Consider the following 18,013-nt stretch of genomic DNA (forward strand, 5'->3'; position numbering starts at 1 on the left):
CTCGCCGTCGGGGGCCTTCGCGCGTCCGGGGCCTCAGCCCAGGAGTGAGATGCCGTAGGAGACGCCCCACAGGGCGCCGAGGGAGAGGATCACCCGGTCGCCCAGCAGGACGTCCTCGGGCGCGCCGCCCTCGCCGCGGTCGACCACCAGCGCGTACCGCAGGACGGCCAGGGTCATCGGCACGATGGAGATCATCCGCCATGCGGCGGTGTCGGGGTCGTCGGACTCCAGCGCCCACAGGCAGTACGACAGGGTCATCAGGGCCGCGGCGCCCTGCCAGACGAAGCGCAGGTAGCTCTCGCTGTACTCGCTGAGCAGCTTGCGGGTGTGCTGGGCCTGGTCGCCCAGCGCGGCCAGTTCGGAGGAGCGCTTGGCGGCGACCACGAACAGCGAGCCGAAGCCGACGGTGATGAGGAACCACTGGGAGGGCGCGACCTGGGTGGCCGCGCCGCCCGCGATGCCGCGCAGCAGGAAGCCGGAGGCCACGACCGCGATGTCCATCACCGCCACGTGCTTGAGGTGCACGCAGTAGAGGACCTGGACCACCGAGTAGACCAGCAGCACCAGCGCGGTCGAGCCGTTCAGCAGGAGCAGCGCCAGCAGGGGCGGCACGAGGGAGAGCCCGATGCCCAGCCCGTAGGCGGCCTTGAGGGGGACGACACCGGCCGCGATCGGGCGGTTGCACTTGACGGGGTGGGCCCGGTCGGCCTTGACGTCCAGGGCGTCGTTGAGGAAGTAGATGCCCGAGGCGGCCATGCTGAAGAGCACGAAGACCAGCAGGGTCCGGCCCGCCACGTCGAGTTCGAAGATACGGCCGCCGGCCACGGGGGCGGCGACCACGAGGACGTTCTTGGCCCACTGTTTGGGGCGCGCGGTGCGCAGCAGCCCCTGCCCGAGGGAGGGGCGGCGGGGGAGCGGGGGAGGGGGGAGCGGCCGGTCGGTCTGTCCTATCAGGGGGAGGTGGCCCACAACGGGATCCTTTTCTGTGGGTTCAGCGCCGGGTATCTGGATTGAGGCGGTACAGCCGGCCAAGGGGGGGCGCGCCGTACCGGGGAGCGATGCCCCCCAGAGGGGTGACAAAGGTGAAGAAGGGGCTGTCGTCGATCTCCTCACGGACGTCGTCCCATACCTGGGAGCGATCGAGCAGGACGTATTCGGCCTTCTGGTCGTGCAGCCGCCCGACGAGATGCGGGATGTCGCGGGGCGGTTCGACGACCACCAGGTTGCGTTCGAGGCGGGGCCCGCGCAGCGGCATGATCAGGCTCTGCACGTTGCCTTCGGCCAGGGCGATGACGCTGCCGTCCGGCAGCTGCTCCAGGGCGCGGAACTCCGTCCACGGCCAGACCCGGGAGAACCGGTCGGGGGCCATGCTCAGCGACAGCAGCCGGTTCAGCGGCGTCCCGCCGTGCTCGGCCACCATCGCCTCGTCCGCGGCCTCCCCGCTGTTGATGGGGACGTACACGTGGCCGAGGACCGCGGCCATGATCGTGCAGGCGGCCAGGGCGAACTGGAGGCCCCCGTCACAGGCGCGGGCGAGACCGCTGCGCGCCCGGCTGAGCCTGCTCATCAGCAGGACGCAGAAGGCCAGCAGGCAGCCGTAGCCGAGCAGCACGTACCGGCCCCACCAGGGAGCGGGGCTGGGACCGAAGGAGACGGCCACGCCCAGCAGGAGCAGCATCCCCGCCCCGGCCCCCAGGCGGTGCCGGAAGAGTTTCAGCCACAGCAGGATGCCCAGCACGGAGAAGGGCAGGACGAAGACGAGCCAGAGCGTGCCCAGGCCGCCCAGCCGGATGTCGTAGATGGGGGTGCTGAAATCGGTGAACGGGCTGCTCCACGAGGCCCACAACTGCTCCGGCAGGGTCATGGCGCGGATCTCGGCGGGGACGTTCGTGCCCATGACGAGCTCCTGGACGGTCCCGCGCCCCTCGAAGCCGATCATCGTGATGGGGTAGAAGGGGTTGTCGTAGTTCAGCCAGGTCCGCAGGTACCAGTAGGCGCCGACGGCCACGACCGGCAGCACCAGGGCGGGGGCCGAGCGCACGAACGGCGCGAACCCCAGGCGGTGGCGCCTGGCCACGTACCCCACGACGACCACGGCGGCCACGCCCACCGCGCCCAGGACCGCCAGGTTGCTGCTCTTGGACCCGGCGGCGGCGCCCAGGGCGGTGCCCAGCACCAGCATCTTGCGGGTCACCACCGGTCCCGGCCGGGCCGACAGGCGGGCCGCGCCGGGCAGCACCGCCAGGACGTACAGGGCGGCCAGGCCGAACGCCGCGCTCTGCACGTCCACGTAGTAGGTGTGGGCCTGGGCGAAGACGGCGGGCGTGAGCAGGAAGGCGAGCCCGGCCAGGACCGCGAAGCCGCGCCGGGCGCCCAGCCGCCGGGCGAGCCCGGCGATCGCGACGGCGGCCAGCGGGTAGCCGGCCAGCAGGAAGGGCACGCCGTAGTCGGCCGACTTGAGGAAGACCATCGGCCAGCCGGCCAGCGACTCCACGCCCATCGGGTAGGTGTCGGACCAGATGATCTCCCTGGAGCGGTCCACCGCTCCGGTCTGCGCCCACTGCGCGGGCGCGACCAGGTGGTACATCAGGCCGTCCCAGTCGGTGGGCGGCAGCCGTACGCCCAGCCAGCCCCGCAGCGCGTAGACGGTGAGCGCGACCAGGCCGAGGACGGCGGCCAGGGGATGGCCGGCCCAGCCGCGCAGGGAGCGGCGGGTCCAGACCTTCAGGCGCCTGCCGAAGACACCGGGATGGCGGCGCAGCTCGACGGAGGCGCACAGCAGGCCCACGCCCGCCAGCACGCCGGCGCCGCAGGCGAGCGGGATCGGCTGGTAGTAGCGCAGCAGCGCGCCGACCACGATGGTCAGCAGCATGATCCCGGCCAGGGCGAAGGTCAGGAAGGTGACCAGGGTCTCGGCCGGGCGGACCGGTCGGGCCCATACGGTGAGACCGAATGCGCCGATCAGGACGAGTGAAGTCGCCGTGACCAGCAGCAATGCCTCCGCCATGCCTCAGATTCCTGTGAGATTTCGGTATACGTCGCGCAATAGTTTGCTATATGGGACAGGAGGGTATCTGATGCGAGCAGGTCCTGAGGTGTATTGCCGGTGTATGAGAGTTTTGCTCTAGCATCGTGCGGGTGCGTCGTTACCGGAAGTTGATCGGTGAGCTGGCCCGATTCGGCAGTGTCGGAGTGTTGTGCGTGGCGGTCAACGTCGCCTTGTACAACCTGCTGCGCTACGGTCTGGAGATCGAGTCACTGACCTCGAATGCCCTGGCCATGATCGTCTCCACCAGTGTGGGTTATGTAGCTAACCGTTACTGGACATTTCGCGAGAGCGACGAGACCGGGATGGCCCGGGAGTACGTTCTTTTCTTCGTTCTCAACGGCGTCGGCTTCGTGATAACCGAGGCCGTGCTGTGGCTGGCCCACCTGATGGGGTTCGACGGCAAGTGGACGTCGAACGGCGCGCTGCTGCTGGGCATCGGCCTGGCGACGATATTCCGCTACTGGGGGTACAAGCGCTGGGTCTTTCGGGAGCGTCACACCGAAGAGCCCGTGAAGGTGGGGTGAACCCGCCGGCCGGGGGCCGGGAGCACGACGTCCCGGGGAGTGCTCCCCGGGACGCGGCAGGCGCCGCCCGGTCCCGGGCGGCCTTCTCTCAACTCCGGAACAGATGGCCGACGAGCTCGCGCAGCGGCTCGGTCAGCTGGGACTCCCCGACGGTCACCGTCCGGCCGTCGAGGTCGATCTCGTAGACGAAGCGGTCGCCGCCCCCGCGCCGCTCGCGCCGGGGCGGGAGCGAGTCCAGGTCGCTCCGGGAGACCAGGGCCTCCAGCGCCGGGTCCTCGGCGGTGTCGGCCTCCGCCCGCCGCTCGACCCCGGCGAACCCGCCCGACCGCACCACGCTCACCCTCATGCGCTGAGGCCTACCCCGGCCCAGGCCGCCCGTACCGCCTGCTGCTCGGTGCTCGCCTCGCCGTAGCGGGCGCCCGCGAGCTTGGCGGTGGCCGCCGCGAAACCGCTGAAGTCCGTGTCGGGATAGATCAGCCCGCTGGTGAGCGTGTCGTACCAGATCTGCCCGGCGCGCTCCCAGGAGCGCCCGCCCAGCCCGACGGCCAGCAGGTGGAACGCCTTGTTGGGGATGCCGGAGTTGATGTGGACGCCCCCGTTGTCCCGGTGGGTGCGCACGTAGTCGTCCATGTGGCCGGGCTGCGGGTCCTTGCCGAGCTCCGGGTCGTCGTAGGCGGTGCCGGGCTCCTTCATGGAGCGCAGTGCCACCCCCCGGACGTCCGGCCCGAACAGTCCCTCGCCGATCAGCCAGTCGGCCTCCTCGGCGCTCTGGCCCAGGTGGAACTGCTTGACCATCGCCCCGACGACGTCGGACACCGACTCGTTGAGCGCGCCGGACTGGCCGTAGTAGGCGAGGTCGGCGGTGTGCTGGGTGACGCCGTGGGCCAGTTCGTGGGCGGTGACGTCCAGCGGCCCGGTGAAGGACAGGAACAGCCGCCCGTCCCCGTCGCCGTAGACCATCTGCTCGCCGTTCCAGAAGGCGTTGTCGTAGGCGACCCCGTAGTGGACGGTGGAGACCATCTCCATCCCGTCGTTGTCGATCGAGTTGTGGTCGTAGACGTCCTCCAGGAAGCGGAACGTCACGCCCAGCCAGTCGTAGGCCTCGTCGGCGGCCGCGTCTCCGGTGGGGCCGTCGCCCTCGCCGCGGACGGTCGTGCCGGGCAGCTCCTCGCGCCGCCCGGCGTCCTTGACCACGCGCCGCGGCTCGTCGCGCCGGCCGTTCCCCGACCGCTGCGCGGGCACCAGCTCCCGCTCCGCGCGGTTGGAGGCGTCCAGGGTGAGCGTGCGGATGGCCCGGGCGCGCGTCCGCGGGTCGGCGGTGCGCTCCACGACCCGCTGGAGCAGGTGCGGAGGAACGATCGTGCATCTCATGGCGCTCATCGTGTCACTCTCGGTATCGGAGTTGTAGTACCTCGGCGCCAGGGTTCTCCGACCGCCGTCGCACGCCGGGGCATGCGGGACAATGGGGGGGTGACGGTCTACCGCGACGAGGGCATCGTGCTGCGCACCCAGAAGCTGGGTGAGGCGGACCGGATCATCACCGTGCTCACCCGGCGCACCGGGAAGATCCGGGCGGTCGCCAAGGGCGTCCGCAAGACCAGGTCGAAGTTCGGCGCCCGGCTGGAGCCGTTCACCCACGTGGACCTGCAGCTGTACGAACGCCGCTCGCTCGACATGATCACCCAGGCCGAGACGCTGCGCCCGTACGGCGAGCCGCTGGTGGCCGACTACCCGCGCTACACCGCGGGGGTGGCCATGCTGGAGGCCGCCGAGAAGCTCGTCGGCGAGGAGCGGGAGCCGTCGTTGCGGCAGTTCCTGCTGCTGGTCGGGGGCCTGCGCACCCTCTGCGAGCGGACCCACGAGCCGCGGCTGGTGCTGGACGCCTTCATGTTGCGCTCGTTGTCGGTGGCGGGCTGGGCGCCCGCGCTGGACGAGTGCGCCCGCTGCGGAGGGCGGGCCGGCATCCGCGGCTTCGCCGTCGCGGCGGGCGGCGCGATCTGCCTGGCCTGCCGGGTGCCGGGCTCGGCCACCCCCGCCCCCGAGACGTTCACGCTGATGCTGGCGCTGCTGCGCGGCGAGTGGGACGTCGCGGACGCCAGCCAGGACCGCAACCGTGTGGAGTGCAGCGGCCTGGTGGCCGCCTACCTGCAGTGGCATCTCGAGCACGGGATCCGCTCACTGCGCCATGTCGAGAGGAGCAAGAGTGAAGTTCCGCCCACCGGAGCCGCACCCCAGCGGGGCCAGGCCGCCGGAACTGCCCCGTGAGCTGATCCCCCGGCACGTCGCCATGGTCATGGACGGCAACGGGCGCTGGGCCAAGGAGCGCGGCCTGCCGCGCACCGAGGGGCACAAGAGGGGGGAGTTCTCGCTCTTCGACGTGATCGAGGGCGCGGTCGAGCTCGGCATCCCCTACCTGTCGGCGTACGCGTTCTCCACCGAGAACTGGCGGCGCTCGCCCGAGGAGGTGCGCTTCCTCATGGGCTTCAACCGTGACGTGATCCGGCGGCGCCGCGACCAGATGCACGAGATGGGCGTCCGCGTGGTGTGGGCGGGCCGCAAGCCGCGGCTGTGGCGCTCGGTGATCAAGGAGCTGGAGGACGCCGAGAAGCTGACCGCCCGCAACGACGTGCTGACCCTGCAGTTCTGCGTCAACTACGGCGGCCGCGCCGAACTGGCGGACGCGATGGCCGGCATCGCGCGGGACGTCAAGGCCGGGAAGGTGAACCCGGAGAAGATCACCGAGAAGACGATCGCCAAGTACCTCTACCAGCCGCAGGTGCCCGACGTCGACCTCTTCCTGCGCCCGTCGGGGGAGCAGCGCACGTCCAACTTCCTGCTGTGGCAGTCGGCCTACGCCGAGATGGTGTTCCAGGACACCCTCTGGCCGGACTTCGACCGCCGCCACCTGTGGCACGCCTGCGAGGTCTACGCCAGCCGCGACCGCCGCTACGGCGGCGCCATCCCCAACCCGGTACCGATCATCTAAGGGAAGAGCCCGGTTTGGCGGGGTACTGAGTGGGAAGTGTCATGAGTCCCTTGTAGGGTGCGGCTTCATGAGCTACCCCCCGCAGTACGGCCCCCAGGGGCAACCGCCCTACCAGCCGGGCCCCCCGCCGGCTCCGGGATACCCTCCGGGCCAGGGATACCCGCCGGCGCAGGGGTACCCGCAGACCCCGCCGCCGTTCCACGGGGCCCCGCCGCAGCAGCCGGGCGGGGTCTTCGCCCCGCCGCCGCCGGCTCCCAGGAAGAACAAGGGGCCGCTGGCCGGGTGCCTCGGCGCGGTCGTGGTGGTGGCGGTCGTCCTGGGCATCAGGGTCGTCGGCAACCTCGCGGAGGAGGGCATCGAGTCGATCGACAGCCCCGACCGGACCACCAACGGCGAGATCGCCGACCCGGGGAACATGGACCCGCTGAAGCTGCAGGTCGGTGACTGCTATCACAACGCGATCTCCAGCGTGGACACCACCGAGACGGTCCGCAGCATCGACGCGATCCCCTGCACCGAGCGCCACAACGCCCAGGTGATCAGCGAGACCACGATGAGCAGCAGCACCTACCCGGTGGCCTCGCAGTTCCTCGACAAGTGCAGCGACCAGGCCAAGCTCTGGGCCGGCCGCTACGACGGGGCCTTCAAGAGGCTGCAGCAGAAAGACCCGGACTTCACGGTGTCGGCGTTCTTCCCGCTGTCCGCGGGATGGAGCAGCACCGGCCCCAACCGGATCACCTGCAGCCTGGTCAGCTCGACCGGTGATCTGGGCCAGAAGCTGCCGACCCTCTGACGCGTTTTGAACGTAAAAGCCGCCTCCGGCCGGAGGCGGCTTTTTTCTTTACCTTTCTGACGACTCCTGTCATGGCGCTGTCATCGAGTGATCTCCGTCAGGCCAGTGAGGCGTCGAGAGTGATCTTCACACCCTTCAGCGCCTGGCTCACCGGGCAGCCCTCCTTGGCGTTGCGGGCGGCCTCGGCGAACTGCTCGGCGCTCATCCCCGGCACCGACCCCTCGACGGTCAGGTGGATGCCGGTGATGCCCTCGCCGGGCTGGAACGTCACGTCGGCGCGGGTGTCCAGGCGGGACGGCGGGCTGCCGGCCTGGGCCAGGCCGTTGGAGAGCGCCATGGAGAAGCAGGTGGAGTGGGCCGCGGCGATGAGCTCCTCGGGGCTGGTGCGCCCGTCGGGGGACTCGGCCCGCGAGGGCCAGGTGACCTCGAACGTGCCCAGCTTCGAGGACTCCAGGGAGACGGTGCCCTGCCCGCCGAAGAGCGGGCCCTCCCAGTGCGCGGCGGCGGTACGGGTAGTTGCCATGACCTGATCTTACGTCGCTTTTCAGTCTTTACCATCGGCTGGATCGCCTATCACGTAAGGGTTACAGGCCTCCTTGCATACCGGCCGTGACCCTCCGTTTGGGGCGTTCTTGACACTTATGGTTAACTGGGGGCAATCCAGGCAACGGGAAGGCAATGCCAGCCTCTTCCCCGCCTCCAAGGAAGCGATTCGAGATCGCTTAGGCACCGCGTCGTCGCCCTGCGAGCACGACCACCTCGAGTGCCGGTCCCGACGGCGTCCCAGCGCGAAGCGCGAAGCCGTGCAGGGGCGTCCTGTCCACCGAGCAAAGGAACCGCGTTGCAGAAGCGTGCCCTCACCCTGTCCCTGGCCGGCGCCACCGCCCTGGCCGCCCTGTCCACCGGCGTCGTCGCCAACTCCGGCGAGATCACCTCGGCGTCCAACACCGTCGCCGCCCCCCGGCAGAGCGCCCCCTCCTCCGCCGCCACCACGCAGGCCGCCACGGCCGAGCGCAAGGCCGACACCGCGCAGGCCGAGGAGACCAAGAAGGAAGCGGCCGAGAAGAAGGCCAAGGCCCTGTACTCCGGCACCACCACCGCGTCCTACTTCTGGGACGACGGCTCGGGCATCAACGGCGACACCGGCGCCCCCGCGGGCGGCAAGCCCATGCAGAAGGGCCTGTTCGCCTCCCCGTCCTGGCCGCTGCACACCAAGGTGAAGGTCACCTACAACGGCCGCTCCGTCACCGGCTTCGTCGGCGACCGCGGTCCGGGTGAGCCCTCCCACCGCGGTGTCATGCTCGACCTCGACACCTACACGTTCCGGTACCTGTACGACGGCAAGAAGCCCAAGACCAAGTACACCGCCGGCGTCCCCGCCGGCCACCTCAAGGGCGTGAAGTACGAGGTCATCGAGTGGGGCAAGGGCGCGGGCAAGAAGGGCGCCCCGCGGCCCTTCGGCAGCTGACCCCGGCTGGCCTCAAAGACCCCCGAGACCAGGGACACATCAGGGACATGGGAGAAGCCCCGGCGAGAGCCGGGGCTTCTCCCATGTCCCGAAGTCGCGGAGGTCCCTCGGGTCAGCAGCCGATGAGCTGGGCGGCGAGGAAGGACTCCACCCGGTCCAGGGCGATGCGCTCCTGCTTCATGCTGTCGCGCTCGCGGACGGTGACCGCCTGGTCCTCCAGGGTGTCGAAGTCGACGGTGATGCAGAACGGGGTGCCGATCTCGTCCTGGCGGCGGTAGCGGCGGCCGATCGCGCCGGCGTCGTCGAACTCCACGTTCCAGTGCCGGCGCAGGGCCGAGGCCAGGTCGCGGGCCTTGGGGGAGAGGTCGGCGTTGCGGGACAGCGGCAGCACCGCGACCTTGACCGGCGCCAGGCGCGGGTCGAGGCGCAGGCTGTAGCGGGTCTCCATCTGGCCCTTGGCGTTGGGCGCCTGGTCCTCGGTGTAGGCGTCCATGAGGAAGGTCAGCATGGCGCGGTCGACACCGGCCGCGGGCTCGATCACGTACGGCGTGTAGCGCTCGCCGGTGGCCTGGTCGAAGAAGTTGAGCTCCTTGCCCGAGGCCTTGGAGTGGGCGTTCAGGTCGAAGTCGGTGCGGTTGGCGATGCCCTCCAGCTCACCCCACTCCGAACCCTGGAAGCCGAACCGGTACTCGATGTCGACGGTCCGCTTGGAGTAGTGGCTGAGCTTGTCCTTGGCGTGCTCGTAGAAGCGCAGGTTCTCCTCGCGGATGCCCAGGTCCCGGTACCAGGCCATGCGGGTGTCGATCCAGTACTGGTGCCACTCCTCGTCGGTGCCCGGCTGGACGAAGAACTCCATCTCCATCTGCTCGAACTCGCGGGTCCGGAAGATGAAGTTGCCGGGCGTGATCTCGTTGCGGAACGACTTGCCGATCTGGCCGATGCCGAACGGGATCTTGCGGCGGGCCGCCTGCTCCACGTTCTTGTAGTTGATGAAGATGCCCTGGGCGGTCTCCGGCCGCAGGTAGGCCAGGCCGGAGGCGTCCTCGATCGGGCCGAGGTAGGTCTTGAGCAGGCCGCTGAACTGCCTGGGCTCGGTGAACGCGCCCTTGGTGCCGCAGTTCACGCACGTGAGGTCGGCCAGGCCGTTCGCCGGCGGGCGGCCGTGCTTCTCCTCGTACGCCTCTTCGAGGTGGTCGGCGCGGTAGCGCTTGTGGCAGTTCTGGCACTCGGTCAGCGGGTCGGTGAAGGTCTCGACGTGGCCGCTGGCCTCCCACACCTCGCGGTTGAGGATGACGCAGGAGTCGAGGCCGACGACGTCCTCCCGGCCCTGGACCATGGCCTTCCACCACTGGCGCTTGACGTTGTTCTTCAGCTCGATGCCCAGCGGGCCGTAGTCCCAGGAGGCGCGCAGTCCGCCGTAGATCTCGCTCGAAGGGAAGACGATGCCTCTCTTCTGGGAGAGCGAGACGATCTTTTCCATCACATCGGAACGGCGGGCCATGAGTATGTCTCCAGCAGGAACCCCGGTAATTGACGCTTGTGAGTCTAGGCCCTGTCCCGAAGTCCGGGGGCCCGGGGAAGCAGACCCTCCAGGCCGTGTGTCGCCGGAGATTGCCGGAGACTGGAGAAGACTTGGGCGACCCCGGGTGTTCGGCCTGTCGCATCTGGTGACATGTGGGCTCTCGCGGGCCCCGATAAGGTGGCCGGACATCGGCTGGAAGGGCCTCCTGGTGTCGGAGAAGACTGCTCCCGTGTCGCGCGCCGAACAGAAGCGGCGCACGCGCGCCGCGCTGATCTATGCCGCGCGCGGGCTGTTCGTCGCGCAGGGCTACCCGGCGACGACGGCGGACGCCATCGCGCGTGCGGCCAAGGTCTCCCGGGCCACGTTCTACCTGCACTTCCGGTCCAAGGCCGAGATCGTCGTCGAGCTCATGCGCGGCGTGGAGCCGGAGATCGTCGGCGCGTACGCGCGGCTGGCCGGCATCGAGCCCGGCCCCGCGGCCGCCGAGGAGTGGCTGCGCGAGCAGGCCGCCATGTGGCGGCGGTACCGCATGGAGTTCATCTCCATGGAGCAGGCGCTCGCGAGCGAGGAGGCCGTCGCGGACGAGTGGTTCGCCCTCTACGACCGGCTGGTCGGCGCGATGGCGGCCGTCGTCGACCGCCTCGTGGCGCAGGGCCTCCCGGCCGAGCGCGCGCGGGCGAGGCTCGTCGCGCTGGTGATGACGGTCGAGCGCTCGTTCTATTTCGGAGTCCTGCGCGACCGTCCGGGCTTCTTCGAGGCGATCGTGCCCGAACTCGCCGACGCCCTCGCCCACGCCCTGCGGGGCGACGTGGACTACCCGGCCTGAGACGCCGGCCCTGCCGCGACCGATCGACTGGACGCCCGTCCAGTGAATTTCCTTGCTTGAGCCGCTGCCGTGCGGCGGTCTTGTCTGCGTTCCCCCAGGTAGAGCACGCTCCCTTGACCTTCGATCTCTCCGTGGCGTGCCCTCTCGTGTCCGTTAAGTGAACTTTCACTAGACACCCGTCAAGCGAATATGAGACGCTGCTTACACCCCGGTGGTCGCGCCGGGGAGGTTGCGAGGAGGAGCGATGAAGTTCGCTGATCACGTCGTTTTCGTCACCGGAGCGGCGTCTGGCATGGGTCTCGCCGTGGCCCGTGCGTTCCACGGGGAAGGCGCCGCCGTGTACGGCGCGGACATCTCCGCCGAGGCGCTGGAGGCCGCGTTCGAGGGCATGGAGCGCGCCGTTCCGCTCGCCTTCGACATCGCCGACAGCGGCGCCGTCGGCGAGGCCTTCGCCCGGGTGGAGGCCGACCACGGCCGGCTGGGCACGCTCGTCAACGCGGCAGGCGTCAACGCCCCGAACCGGGCCGCCCTCGAGGCGCTCAACGAGGAGAACTACAAGGGGTTCCTCGCGATGAAGCAGGGGCGCCGCCACGATCCCGAGTTCATCGAGCACGTCACCGACGACGACTTCGACCGCGTCATGAAGATCAATCTCTACGGCACGTTCTTCACCATGCGGGCCGCCGTACCGCTGCTGAAGAGGAACGGGGGCGGCGCCGTCGTCAACTTCTCCTCGGCCGCGGCGCTGATGGGCGTGGCGATGCCGCCCTACTACCCGGCCTCCAAGGCCGCCGTGCTCGGCCTCACCCGCGAGGGCGCCGTCGAGCTGGCCCCGTTCGGCATCCGCGTCAACGCGCTCGCCCCGGGAGCCATCGACACCCCGCTCTTCCGCCAGAGCGACGACGAGTTCATCGACTTCCTCGTCGGCCTCCAGCCGATCCGCCGCACCGCCACGCCGGAGGAGATCGCCAAGACGGTCCTGTTCCTCGCCGGCGAGGAGGGCTCGTACTACACCGGCCAGACGATCTCGCCCTCGGGCGGGCTCGTGATGCAGTGAGAGGCACGACGACCATGACCCCCGACACCACCGCCGTCCCCGTCGCGCAGGCCGCCGCCCCCGACGTCGTCTCCCGCCCGGACGTCGACCGCTGCGCCCTCGAACGGCTCGCCGCCGAGATCAGGAGGGACATCGCCGCCGGCGCCTACGACGGCGTCCACATGATCCTCGCCCGCGGCGGCGACGTCGTCGCGGACACCGTGCTCGGCTGGCACGAGCGCGCCACCGGCCGCGAGCTCGGGACGGACGCGGTGTTCCGCGTGCTCTCCCTCACCAAGGCGTTCACCAACGCGATGGCGCTGCGCGCGATCGGCGAGGGCAGGCTGGCCCTGTCCACACGCGTCGTGGACCTGATCCCGGAGTTCCTGGGGACCGACCCGTTCCACATGCTCCGCAAGGACCGGATCAGCCTCGTCCACCTGCTCACCCACCGCTCCGGCATGCCGCCGACGCCCAACCCGGGGCTGGGGCCCGAGCGCTTCGGCGTCCTGGCGGACGTGATCCGGGCGCTGTCGGAGGTGGACGTGCTGTTCGAGCCGGGCGAGAACCTCAACTACGCGCCGGCGATCAACCACGCGCTCATGGGCGAGATGGTGCGCCGCGCCTACGGCGCGGCGTCGTTCCGCGACCTGGCCCGCGAGCTGGTCTTCGACCCGCTGGGCATGGACGAGACCTCGTTCGGCCTGCCGGCGGGGCTGCGCGACCGGGCCGTGCCGCTCAAGGCGTACCTGCCCGAAGGCGGTTTCCTGCAGCCCGGCGACATCGAGTGCCTCAACGAGCACATCACCGAGGACGCCGAGATGCCGTGGGTGGGCTCCGTCTCCACCGCCCGCGACGTCCTCACGTTCGCCGAGATGATCCGCCGCCGCGGCCTCCACGACGGGCGGTGGGTGCTGGCTCCGGCGGTCGTCGACCAGGCCACGACCCCGCAGACCGGCGACATGCCGAACGACCTGTACGCCCAGATGGCCGTCGCCCGCGGCTGGGAGATCCCCCGCGGCAACTTCGGGCTCGGGTTCTCGCTGTCCGGCACGGGCACCGCGCCCGGCTTCTTCGGCCCGTTCACGTCGCCGCGCACGCACGGCAACTACGGCGCCGGATCGTCGCTGTTCTGGGTCGACCCGGAACGCGACCTCACCTTCGTGTTCCTGTCCGCCGGAGTGATGGAGGAGAGCGAGAACGTCGCCCGCTTCCAGAAGCTCTCGACCATGGCCGTGGCCGCGGCCCTGTGAGAATCCGGAGTCGACGATGACCGAGACCCCGACGCGCCCGGCGGAGGCCGGCCGCTGCCCCGTCGCGCACGGCTTCGACGCCATGAGCGACGACTACTACCGCGACCCGTCCCTGCACTTCGCCAAGGTGCGCGAGGAGCATCCGGTGTTCTGGTACCCGTGGCTCAACGCGTGGATCGTCACCCGGCGCGAGGACGTGCTGCGCGTGCTGGGGGACTGGAGGGAGTTCTCCTCTTCCGGCAACACCGCGACGATCGAGGTCCCCGAGAAGCACCGCGACGTCGTCCCGCAGGGCCTGATGTCGGAGATGATCGTGGGCACGGATCCCGACCTGCACACGGTCCACCGCAACGCGGCACTGCGCGGGTTCACCAGGGACCGCATGGAGGCGCTGCGCCCGCAGATCGAGGAGCGAGCCCACCGCATCCTCGACAAGATCGAGGACCGGGGCTCCGCCGACCTCATGGAGGAGTACTGCCTCGAGCTGACCACCCAGACCCTGCTGGCCCATCTGGGCCTGGGTTGGGAGCACGACGCCATGATGCGCAGGCTGCGCGGCGACATGGGCCGCGTGCTCTCCTCCGCGCAGGAGCAGATGCCGCAGGAGATCTTCGATGAGGTGTGGGAGCGGTTCGCGGCGTCCTTCGCCCGGCTGCAGGCCGTGGTCGCCGAGCGCCGCGAGAACCCCGGCGACGACTTCATCAGCGACATGGCGACGCAGAAGACCGAGGACGGCGCTTATGTCCTGACCATCCCGCAGGTGGCGCTGCACGTCTGCGAGTTCGCTCTCGCCGGCGCCGACACCACCGCGCAGGCGATGGCGAACGCCGTGCTGTTCCTCGACACCAGGCGCGAGTACATCGAGGAGGCGCTCGAGGACCCGGCGCTGTGGGCGAACGTCTTCGAGGAGACCATCCGCCGCCGCCCGTCGTCGCCCTTCGCCTCCCGCAAGGCGACGCGCGACATGGAGATCTCCGGTGTGAAGATCTCCCGGGGCGACATGATCTGGGTCTCGCTCGCGAGCGCGAACACCGACCCCGCCCACGTCGAGCGTCCTTTCGAGTTCGACATCCACCGCGAGGACCCGGCCGGGCACCTGGCCTTCACCGCGGGCCGGCACACCTGCCTCGGCCAGGAGCTCGCCCGTGTGCAGGGCGCGACCGGGCTGCGGGTGCTCTTCGAGCGGCTGCCCTCCCTGCGCCCCGCCGGCGAGGTCCCGCTCGACTTCGCCAGGATGGCGCTGCTGCCGGTGCGCCTGTCCCTGCCCGTGGTCTGGGACGTCGCCGACGTCGAGCGCCAGAAGAGGCGCGTCAAGCGCGAGATGGACCTCGTGCTGGTCGCCAGGGAGGAGGCCGCCGAAGGCGTCGTCGCGCTGCGCTTCGCCCACCCCGACGGCGACGCCCTGCCGGACTGGGAGCCCGGCGCGCACGTCGACGTCCGCGTGCCGGTGGGCGGCGGCGTCCTGGTGCGGCAGTACTCCCTGTCCTCGTCGCCGTCGCGGCCGGACGAGTGGCGGCTGGGCGTGCTGCGCGAGACCGGCGGGCGCGGCGGCTCGCAGGCGATCCACGACACGTTCGAGGTCGGCGCGCGGGTCCGCCTGGGCTGGCCCCGCAACAACTTCAGGCTCGTGCCCTCCCCGCGGTACGTCTTCGTCGCGGGCGGCATCGGGATCACCCCGATCCTCCCGATGATCGAGAAGGCCGAGGCCGAGGGCGCCGAGTGGGAGCTGCACTACGGCGGCCGCACCCGCGCGTCGATGGCGTTCCTCGACGAGCTGGCGCAGTACGGCGACAGGGTGAGGCCGGTCCCGCAGGACGAGTTCGGCCATCCGGACCTGCCGGGTGTCTTCGCCGAGGTCCGGACCGGCGCGCTCGTCTACGCGTGCGGTCCGGAGCCGCTGCTGCGGGCGGTCGAGGACGCTTTGGCGCACTGGCCGGAGGGCACGCTGCACACCGAGCGGTTCGCGCCCAGAAAGGTGGTGCGCGAGGAGCCGGACGAGGCGTTCCAGGTGGAGTTCGCCCGGTCGGGCGTCCAGGCCGAGGTGCCGGCGGGCAGGTCGATCCTCCAGGTCGCGGAGGAGAACGGCGTCACCGCGCTGTCCTCCTGCAAGGAGGGGACGTGCGGCACCTGCGAGACGCGGATCCTGGCCGGGTCGGCCGACCACCGCGACTCGATCCTCACCCCCGCGGAGCAGGCCGCCGACGGCACGATGATGATCTGCGTGTCGCGCGCGGCCAAGGGCTGCACGCGTCTGGTCCTGGAGGCCTGAGCCGGAGCCCGGGAGCCGTCGCGGCGGCTCCCGGGCGAGCGCGGGGGCTCAGTAGACGGGGCCGTCGACGATGTTGCTGTCGACCTTCATGCGGACCCCGCCGTGCTCCTCGAAGTGGCCTCCGCGGTACTGCTTGATCCGCTGGTGGTCGTACCAGAGGTCGTCGGGCACGTGCCGGTCGCCGTACGGCTCGGGCTCGCCGTCCCAGCGGGCGTACCAGACGGCGTACGGGCGGGTGATCCCCTCGGCCTCCGCCAGGTCGCGGATGCCGCTGGCGGCGCTGCTGTAGACGCCGGGCAGGTAGCCGAGCTCGTCCAGATGGATCGACCAGGCGTCCAGGAAGGCCAGGACCGCGTCGCGGCAGGAGAGGTCGCGGCTGCGGTAGGCCTCCATGTCGTAGTAGATCGGCTGCCCCTCGGGGATGCCGAGCCGCTGCGCGTCCGCCACCGCCCGCTCGGCCTCCTCCAGGCCGCGCTCGAAGGCGTGCCGGCCGGTGAACCGGTGGCGGAAGCGGGTGCAGGGCGCCTGCGGGCCCACGTAGGTGGGGATCAGCCGGTAGCCCATCCGCCGCGTCGACACCACCCATTCGCGGGTCAGGTGCGGCTGGGCGCAGCCGCGGGCGGCGCCGCCGATGTAGATGTTGGCGATCGAGTAGGCGTTCCGCCAGGCCCGCATGGCGCGCAGGGACGGGGCGGCGCAGGTGTCGAAGCCGTGTCCGGAGGCCCAGACCTGCTGGTGGCCGCGCGGCGGTGAGACGGCGCGCTCGGCGGGGTCGGCGGGGTCGGGTCCCGCGGGGAGGGACACCGCGCCGGCCGAGGCGCAGGGCAGGATGATCGCGAGGCTGAGCAGTCCGAGGGCGAGGAAGGCTCGGGGCATCGACGTCCTTTCCGGTGATCGGTGAGGCGTTGATCACCACGCCGGTGCCGGGGCAAACGGCCCATGGAAAGCTTTACCCCGGCTTGACCACTTCGTAGGCGCCCGGCTCGTCGACGGCCAGGGCGGACAGGGGGATGAAAGCCATGCGGACCTCGTAAGCGCCCAGGGCGCGGCGGTAGTAGCCCGCACCGTCCCATTCGGTGACCAGCGCCCAGAGTTCGGGATCGTCGACACAGCGCCCGATCCTCCCGTAACGGAAGCCGGGCGAGGCCTCCAGCGCGGTGAGGACGGGGGCGAGCTCGGCCTGGAACTGCTCGGCAGGGGAGCCTTCGGGGACGCGGTAGCGGGTAATGGCGATCACAGGGCCATCCTGGCAGGTGCGCGTGGTGCGGCCGTCCGGATGATCTCATCGGTTTTGACAATCATTTTCATTTTAGCCATCATCGAAGTATGAAGAGAAGCGTCCTGATTTCTAGTGCTTTGTCCGTAGTGATGCTGGCCACCGCGGCCTGCGGGAACGGCGGCTCCTCCTCCGGTGCGGACGGGAAGACGGAGATCACGGCCTCCTTCTATCCGGTCGCCTGGCTGGCCGAGCGGGTCGGCGGCGCGAACGCCGAGGTCGCCGTGCTCACCAAGCCGGGCACCGAGCCGCACGACCTGGAGCTGTCGCCCCGGCAGGTGGCCGAGATCACCGAGACCGACCTCGCCGTGTACGTCAAGGGCCTCCAGCCCGCCGTGGACGACGCCGTCGCCCAGCACGCCGCAGACCGCTCCCTGGACGTGTCCTCGCTGGTGGAGCTGATCCCCGCCGACGAGCACGCCCACGCCGACGAGCACGCCCACGAGGGGGAGGGCGAGCACGCCGAGGAGGCGCACGAGCACGAGGGCGAGCACGATCCGCACCTGTGGCTCGACCCCTCCCGGATGGCCGCCGCGGCGACCGGTCTCGGCGAGCGGCTGGCCGAGGCCGACCCCGCCCACGCCGCGGACTACCGCGCGAACGCCCAGAAGGTCGCCGGAGAGCTCGGCGCGCTGGACGGGGAGTTCGAGGACGGCCTGGCCCGCTGCGAGCAGAAGACCATCGTGACCTCGCACGCGGCGTTCTCCTACCTGGCCGACCGGTACGGGCTCGAGCAGGTGGCCATCGCCGGGATCGACCCCGACTCCGAGCCCTCGCCCCGGCGCATGGCCGAGCTGAGCGACCGGATCAAGGAGCTCGGCGTCACCACCGTGTTCACCGAGACGCTGGTGAGCCCCCGGCTCGCGCAGACGCTGGCCGACGGGGCGGGCGTGAAGACCGCGGTCCTGGACCCCCTGGAGGGTGTGAAGGAGGGGTCGGGTGATGACTACCTGTCGGTTCAGCGCCGCAACCTGGCGGCACTGAAGGACGCGCTGGTCTGTTCCTGAGTGA

General features: G+C 70.5%; 18 protein-coding genes. 10 read left to right on the plus strand and 8 right to left on the minus strand.

Annotation, left to right across the window (positions count from 1 at the left end; all coding sequences use genetic code 11):
- Positions 1-33: 33 nt before the first annotated feature.
- Positions 34-969: a decaprenyl-phosphate phosphoribosyltransferase gene (locus tag C2865_RS10980; protein ID WP_106398242.1), complete on the minus strand. Its 936-nt coding sequence runs from the start codon at positions 967-969 to the stop codon at positions 34-36.
- A gap of 22 nt (positions 970-991) precedes the next feature.
- A complete protein-coding gene (locus tag C2865_RS10985) occupies positions 992-3,007 on the minus strand; it encodes a hypothetical protein (RefSeq protein WP_106398243.1) in 2,016 nt (671 codons plus the stop codon).
- A 131-nt stretch (positions 3,008-3,138) separates the two neighbouring features.
- On the opposite strand from C2865_RS10985, the gene C2865_RS10990 reads away from it, so the two are divergent.
- Positions 3,139-3,573, plus strand: a complete 435-nt coding sequence (locus tag C2865_RS10990; protein WP_157963661.1) for a GtrA family protein — start codon at positions 3,139-3,141, stop codon at positions 3,571-3,573.
- Between the two features lie 88 nt (positions 3,574-3,661).
- Here the strand turns inward: C2865_RS10990 and C2865_RS10995 are convergent, their stop codons facing one another.
- A complete protein-coding gene (locus C2865_RS10995; protein ID WP_106398245.1) occupies positions 3,662-3,919 on the minus strand; it encodes a protealysin inhibitor emfourin in 258 nt (85 codons plus the stop codon).
- On the minus strand, positions 3,916-4,953 hold the full coding sequence (locus C2865_RS11000; protein ID WP_232835513.1) for a M4 family metallopeptidase: 1,038 nt from the start codon (positions 4,951-4,953) through the stop codon (positions 3,916-3,918). The genes C2865_RS10995 and C2865_RS11000 overlap by 4 nt, the downstream gene beginning before the upstream one ends.
- 90 nt (positions 4,954-5,043) lie before the next feature.
- On the opposite strand from C2865_RS11000, the gene recO reads away from it, so the two are divergent.
- From recO to C2865_RS11015, 3 genes are all read left to right on the plus strand, one after another.
- A complete protein-coding gene (gene recO, locus C2865_RS11005) occupies positions 5,044-5,838 on the plus strand; it encodes a DNA repair protein RecO (RefSeq protein ID WP_198653155.1) in 795 nt (264 codons plus the stop codon).
- Positions 5,777-6,559 (plus strand): isoprenyl transferase, encoded by a 783-nt coding sequence (locus C2865_RS11010; protein ID WP_232835514.1) that lies wholly within the window; start codon positions 5,777-5,779, stop codon positions 6,557-6,559. Before recO ends, C2865_RS11010 begins: the two co-directional genes overlap by 62 nt.
- 67 nt (positions 6,560-6,626) lie before the next feature.
- On the plus strand, positions 6,627-7,352 hold the full coding sequence (locus C2865_RS11015; RefSeq protein ID WP_106398248.1) for a proline-rich domain-containing protein: 726 nt from the start codon (positions 6,627-6,629) through the stop codon (positions 7,350-7,352).
- A 97-nt stretch (positions 7,353-7,449) separates the two neighbouring features.
- On the opposite strand, the gene C2865_RS11020 is transcribed toward C2865_RS11015, so the two are convergent.
- The gene (locus C2865_RS11020) at positions 7,450-7,875 is read right to left on the minus strand and encodes an OsmC family protein (RefSeq protein ID WP_106398249.1); all 426 of its coding nucleotides are present in this window, start codon (positions 7,873-7,875) and stop codon (positions 7,450-7,452) included.
- 318 nt (positions 7,876-8,193) lie between these two features.
- Here C2865_RS11020 and C2865_RS11025 point away from each other — a divergent pair, with 318 nt between their 5' ends.
- On the plus strand, positions 8,194-8,820 hold the full coding sequence (locus C2865_RS11025) for an RlpA-like double-psi beta-barrel domain-containing protein (protein WP_106398250.1): 627 nt from the start codon (positions 8,194-8,196) through the stop codon (positions 8,818-8,820).
- Positions 8,821-8,932: 112 nt separating this feature from the next.
- On the opposite strand, the gene C2865_RS11030 is transcribed toward C2865_RS11025, so the two are convergent.
- The gene (locus tag C2865_RS11030) at positions 8,933-10,321 is read right to left on the minus strand and encodes a glycine--tRNA ligase (protein ID WP_106398251.1); all 1,389 of its coding nucleotides are present in this window, start codon (positions 10,319-10,321) and stop codon (positions 8,933-8,935) included.
- A 250-nt stretch (positions 10,322-10,571) separates the two neighbouring features.
- Here C2865_RS11030 and C2865_RS11035 point away from each other — a divergent pair, with 250 nt between their 5' ends.
- The 4 genes from C2865_RS11035 to C2865_RS11050 all read left to right on the plus strand — a co-directional run bounded on the left by C2865_RS11035 (position 10,572) and on the right by C2865_RS11050 (position 15,726).
- The gene (locus C2865_RS11035) at positions 10,572-11,168 is read left to right on the plus strand and encodes a TetR/AcrR family transcriptional regulator (protein WP_198653157.1); all 597 of its coding nucleotides are present in this window, start codon (positions 10,572-10,574) and stop codon (positions 11,166-11,168) included.
- A gap of 244 nt (positions 11,169-11,412) precedes the next feature.
- Positions 11,413-12,225 (plus strand): SDR family NAD(P)-dependent oxidoreductase, encoded by an 813-nt coding sequence (locus tag C2865_RS11040; RefSeq protein ID WP_106398253.1) that lies wholly within the window; start codon positions 11,413-11,415, stop codon positions 12,223-12,225.
- Positions 12,226-12,239: 14 nt separating this feature from the next.
- Complete coding sequence (locus tag C2865_RS11045) at positions 12,240-13,457, plus strand: serine hydrolase domain-containing protein (RefSeq protein WP_106398254.1); 1,218 nt, start codon at positions 12,240-12,242, stop codon at positions 13,455-13,457.
- Between the two features lie 16 nt (positions 13,458-13,473).
- Entirely contained in the window at positions 13,474-15,726 is a 2,253-nt protein-coding gene (locus C2865_RS11050; RefSeq protein ID WP_106398255.1) for a cytochrome P450, read from the plus strand.
- A 48-nt stretch (positions 15,727-15,774) separates the two neighbouring features.
- Here C2865_RS11050 and C2865_RS11055 read toward each other — a convergent pair whose 3' ends face one another.
- Together C2865_RS11055 and C2865_RS11060 are read right to left on the minus strand one after the other, a co-directional pair.
- Positions 15,775-16,602 carry a DUF1906 domain-containing protein gene (locus C2865_RS11055; protein WP_106398256.1) on the minus strand — a complete coding sequence of 276 codons (828 nt, stop codon included), beginning with the start codon at positions 16,600-16,602 and terminating at the stop codon, positions 15,775-15,777.
- Between the two features lie 73 nt (positions 16,603-16,675).
- Positions 16,676-16,963, minus strand: a complete 288-nt coding sequence (locus C2865_RS11060; RefSeq protein ID WP_106398257.1) for an antibiotic biosynthesis monooxygenase family protein — start codon at positions 16,961-16,963, stop codon at positions 16,676-16,678.
- A gap of 89 nt (positions 16,964-17,052) precedes the next feature.
- On the opposite strand from C2865_RS11060, the gene C2865_RS11065 reads away from it, so the two are divergent.
- Positions 17,053-18,009, plus strand: a complete 957-nt coding sequence (locus tag C2865_RS11065) for a metal ABC transporter substrate-binding protein (protein ID WP_106398258.1) — start codon at positions 17,053-17,055, stop codon at positions 18,007-18,009.
- Positions 18,010-18,013 lie beyond the last annotated feature (4 nt).

Source organism: Actinocorallia populi, from assembly GCF_002995495.1.
In the GTDB taxonomy this organism is placed as follows: domain Bacteria; phylum Actinomycetota; class Actinomycetes; order Streptosporangiales; family Streptosporangiaceae; genus Actinocorallia; species Actinocorallia populi.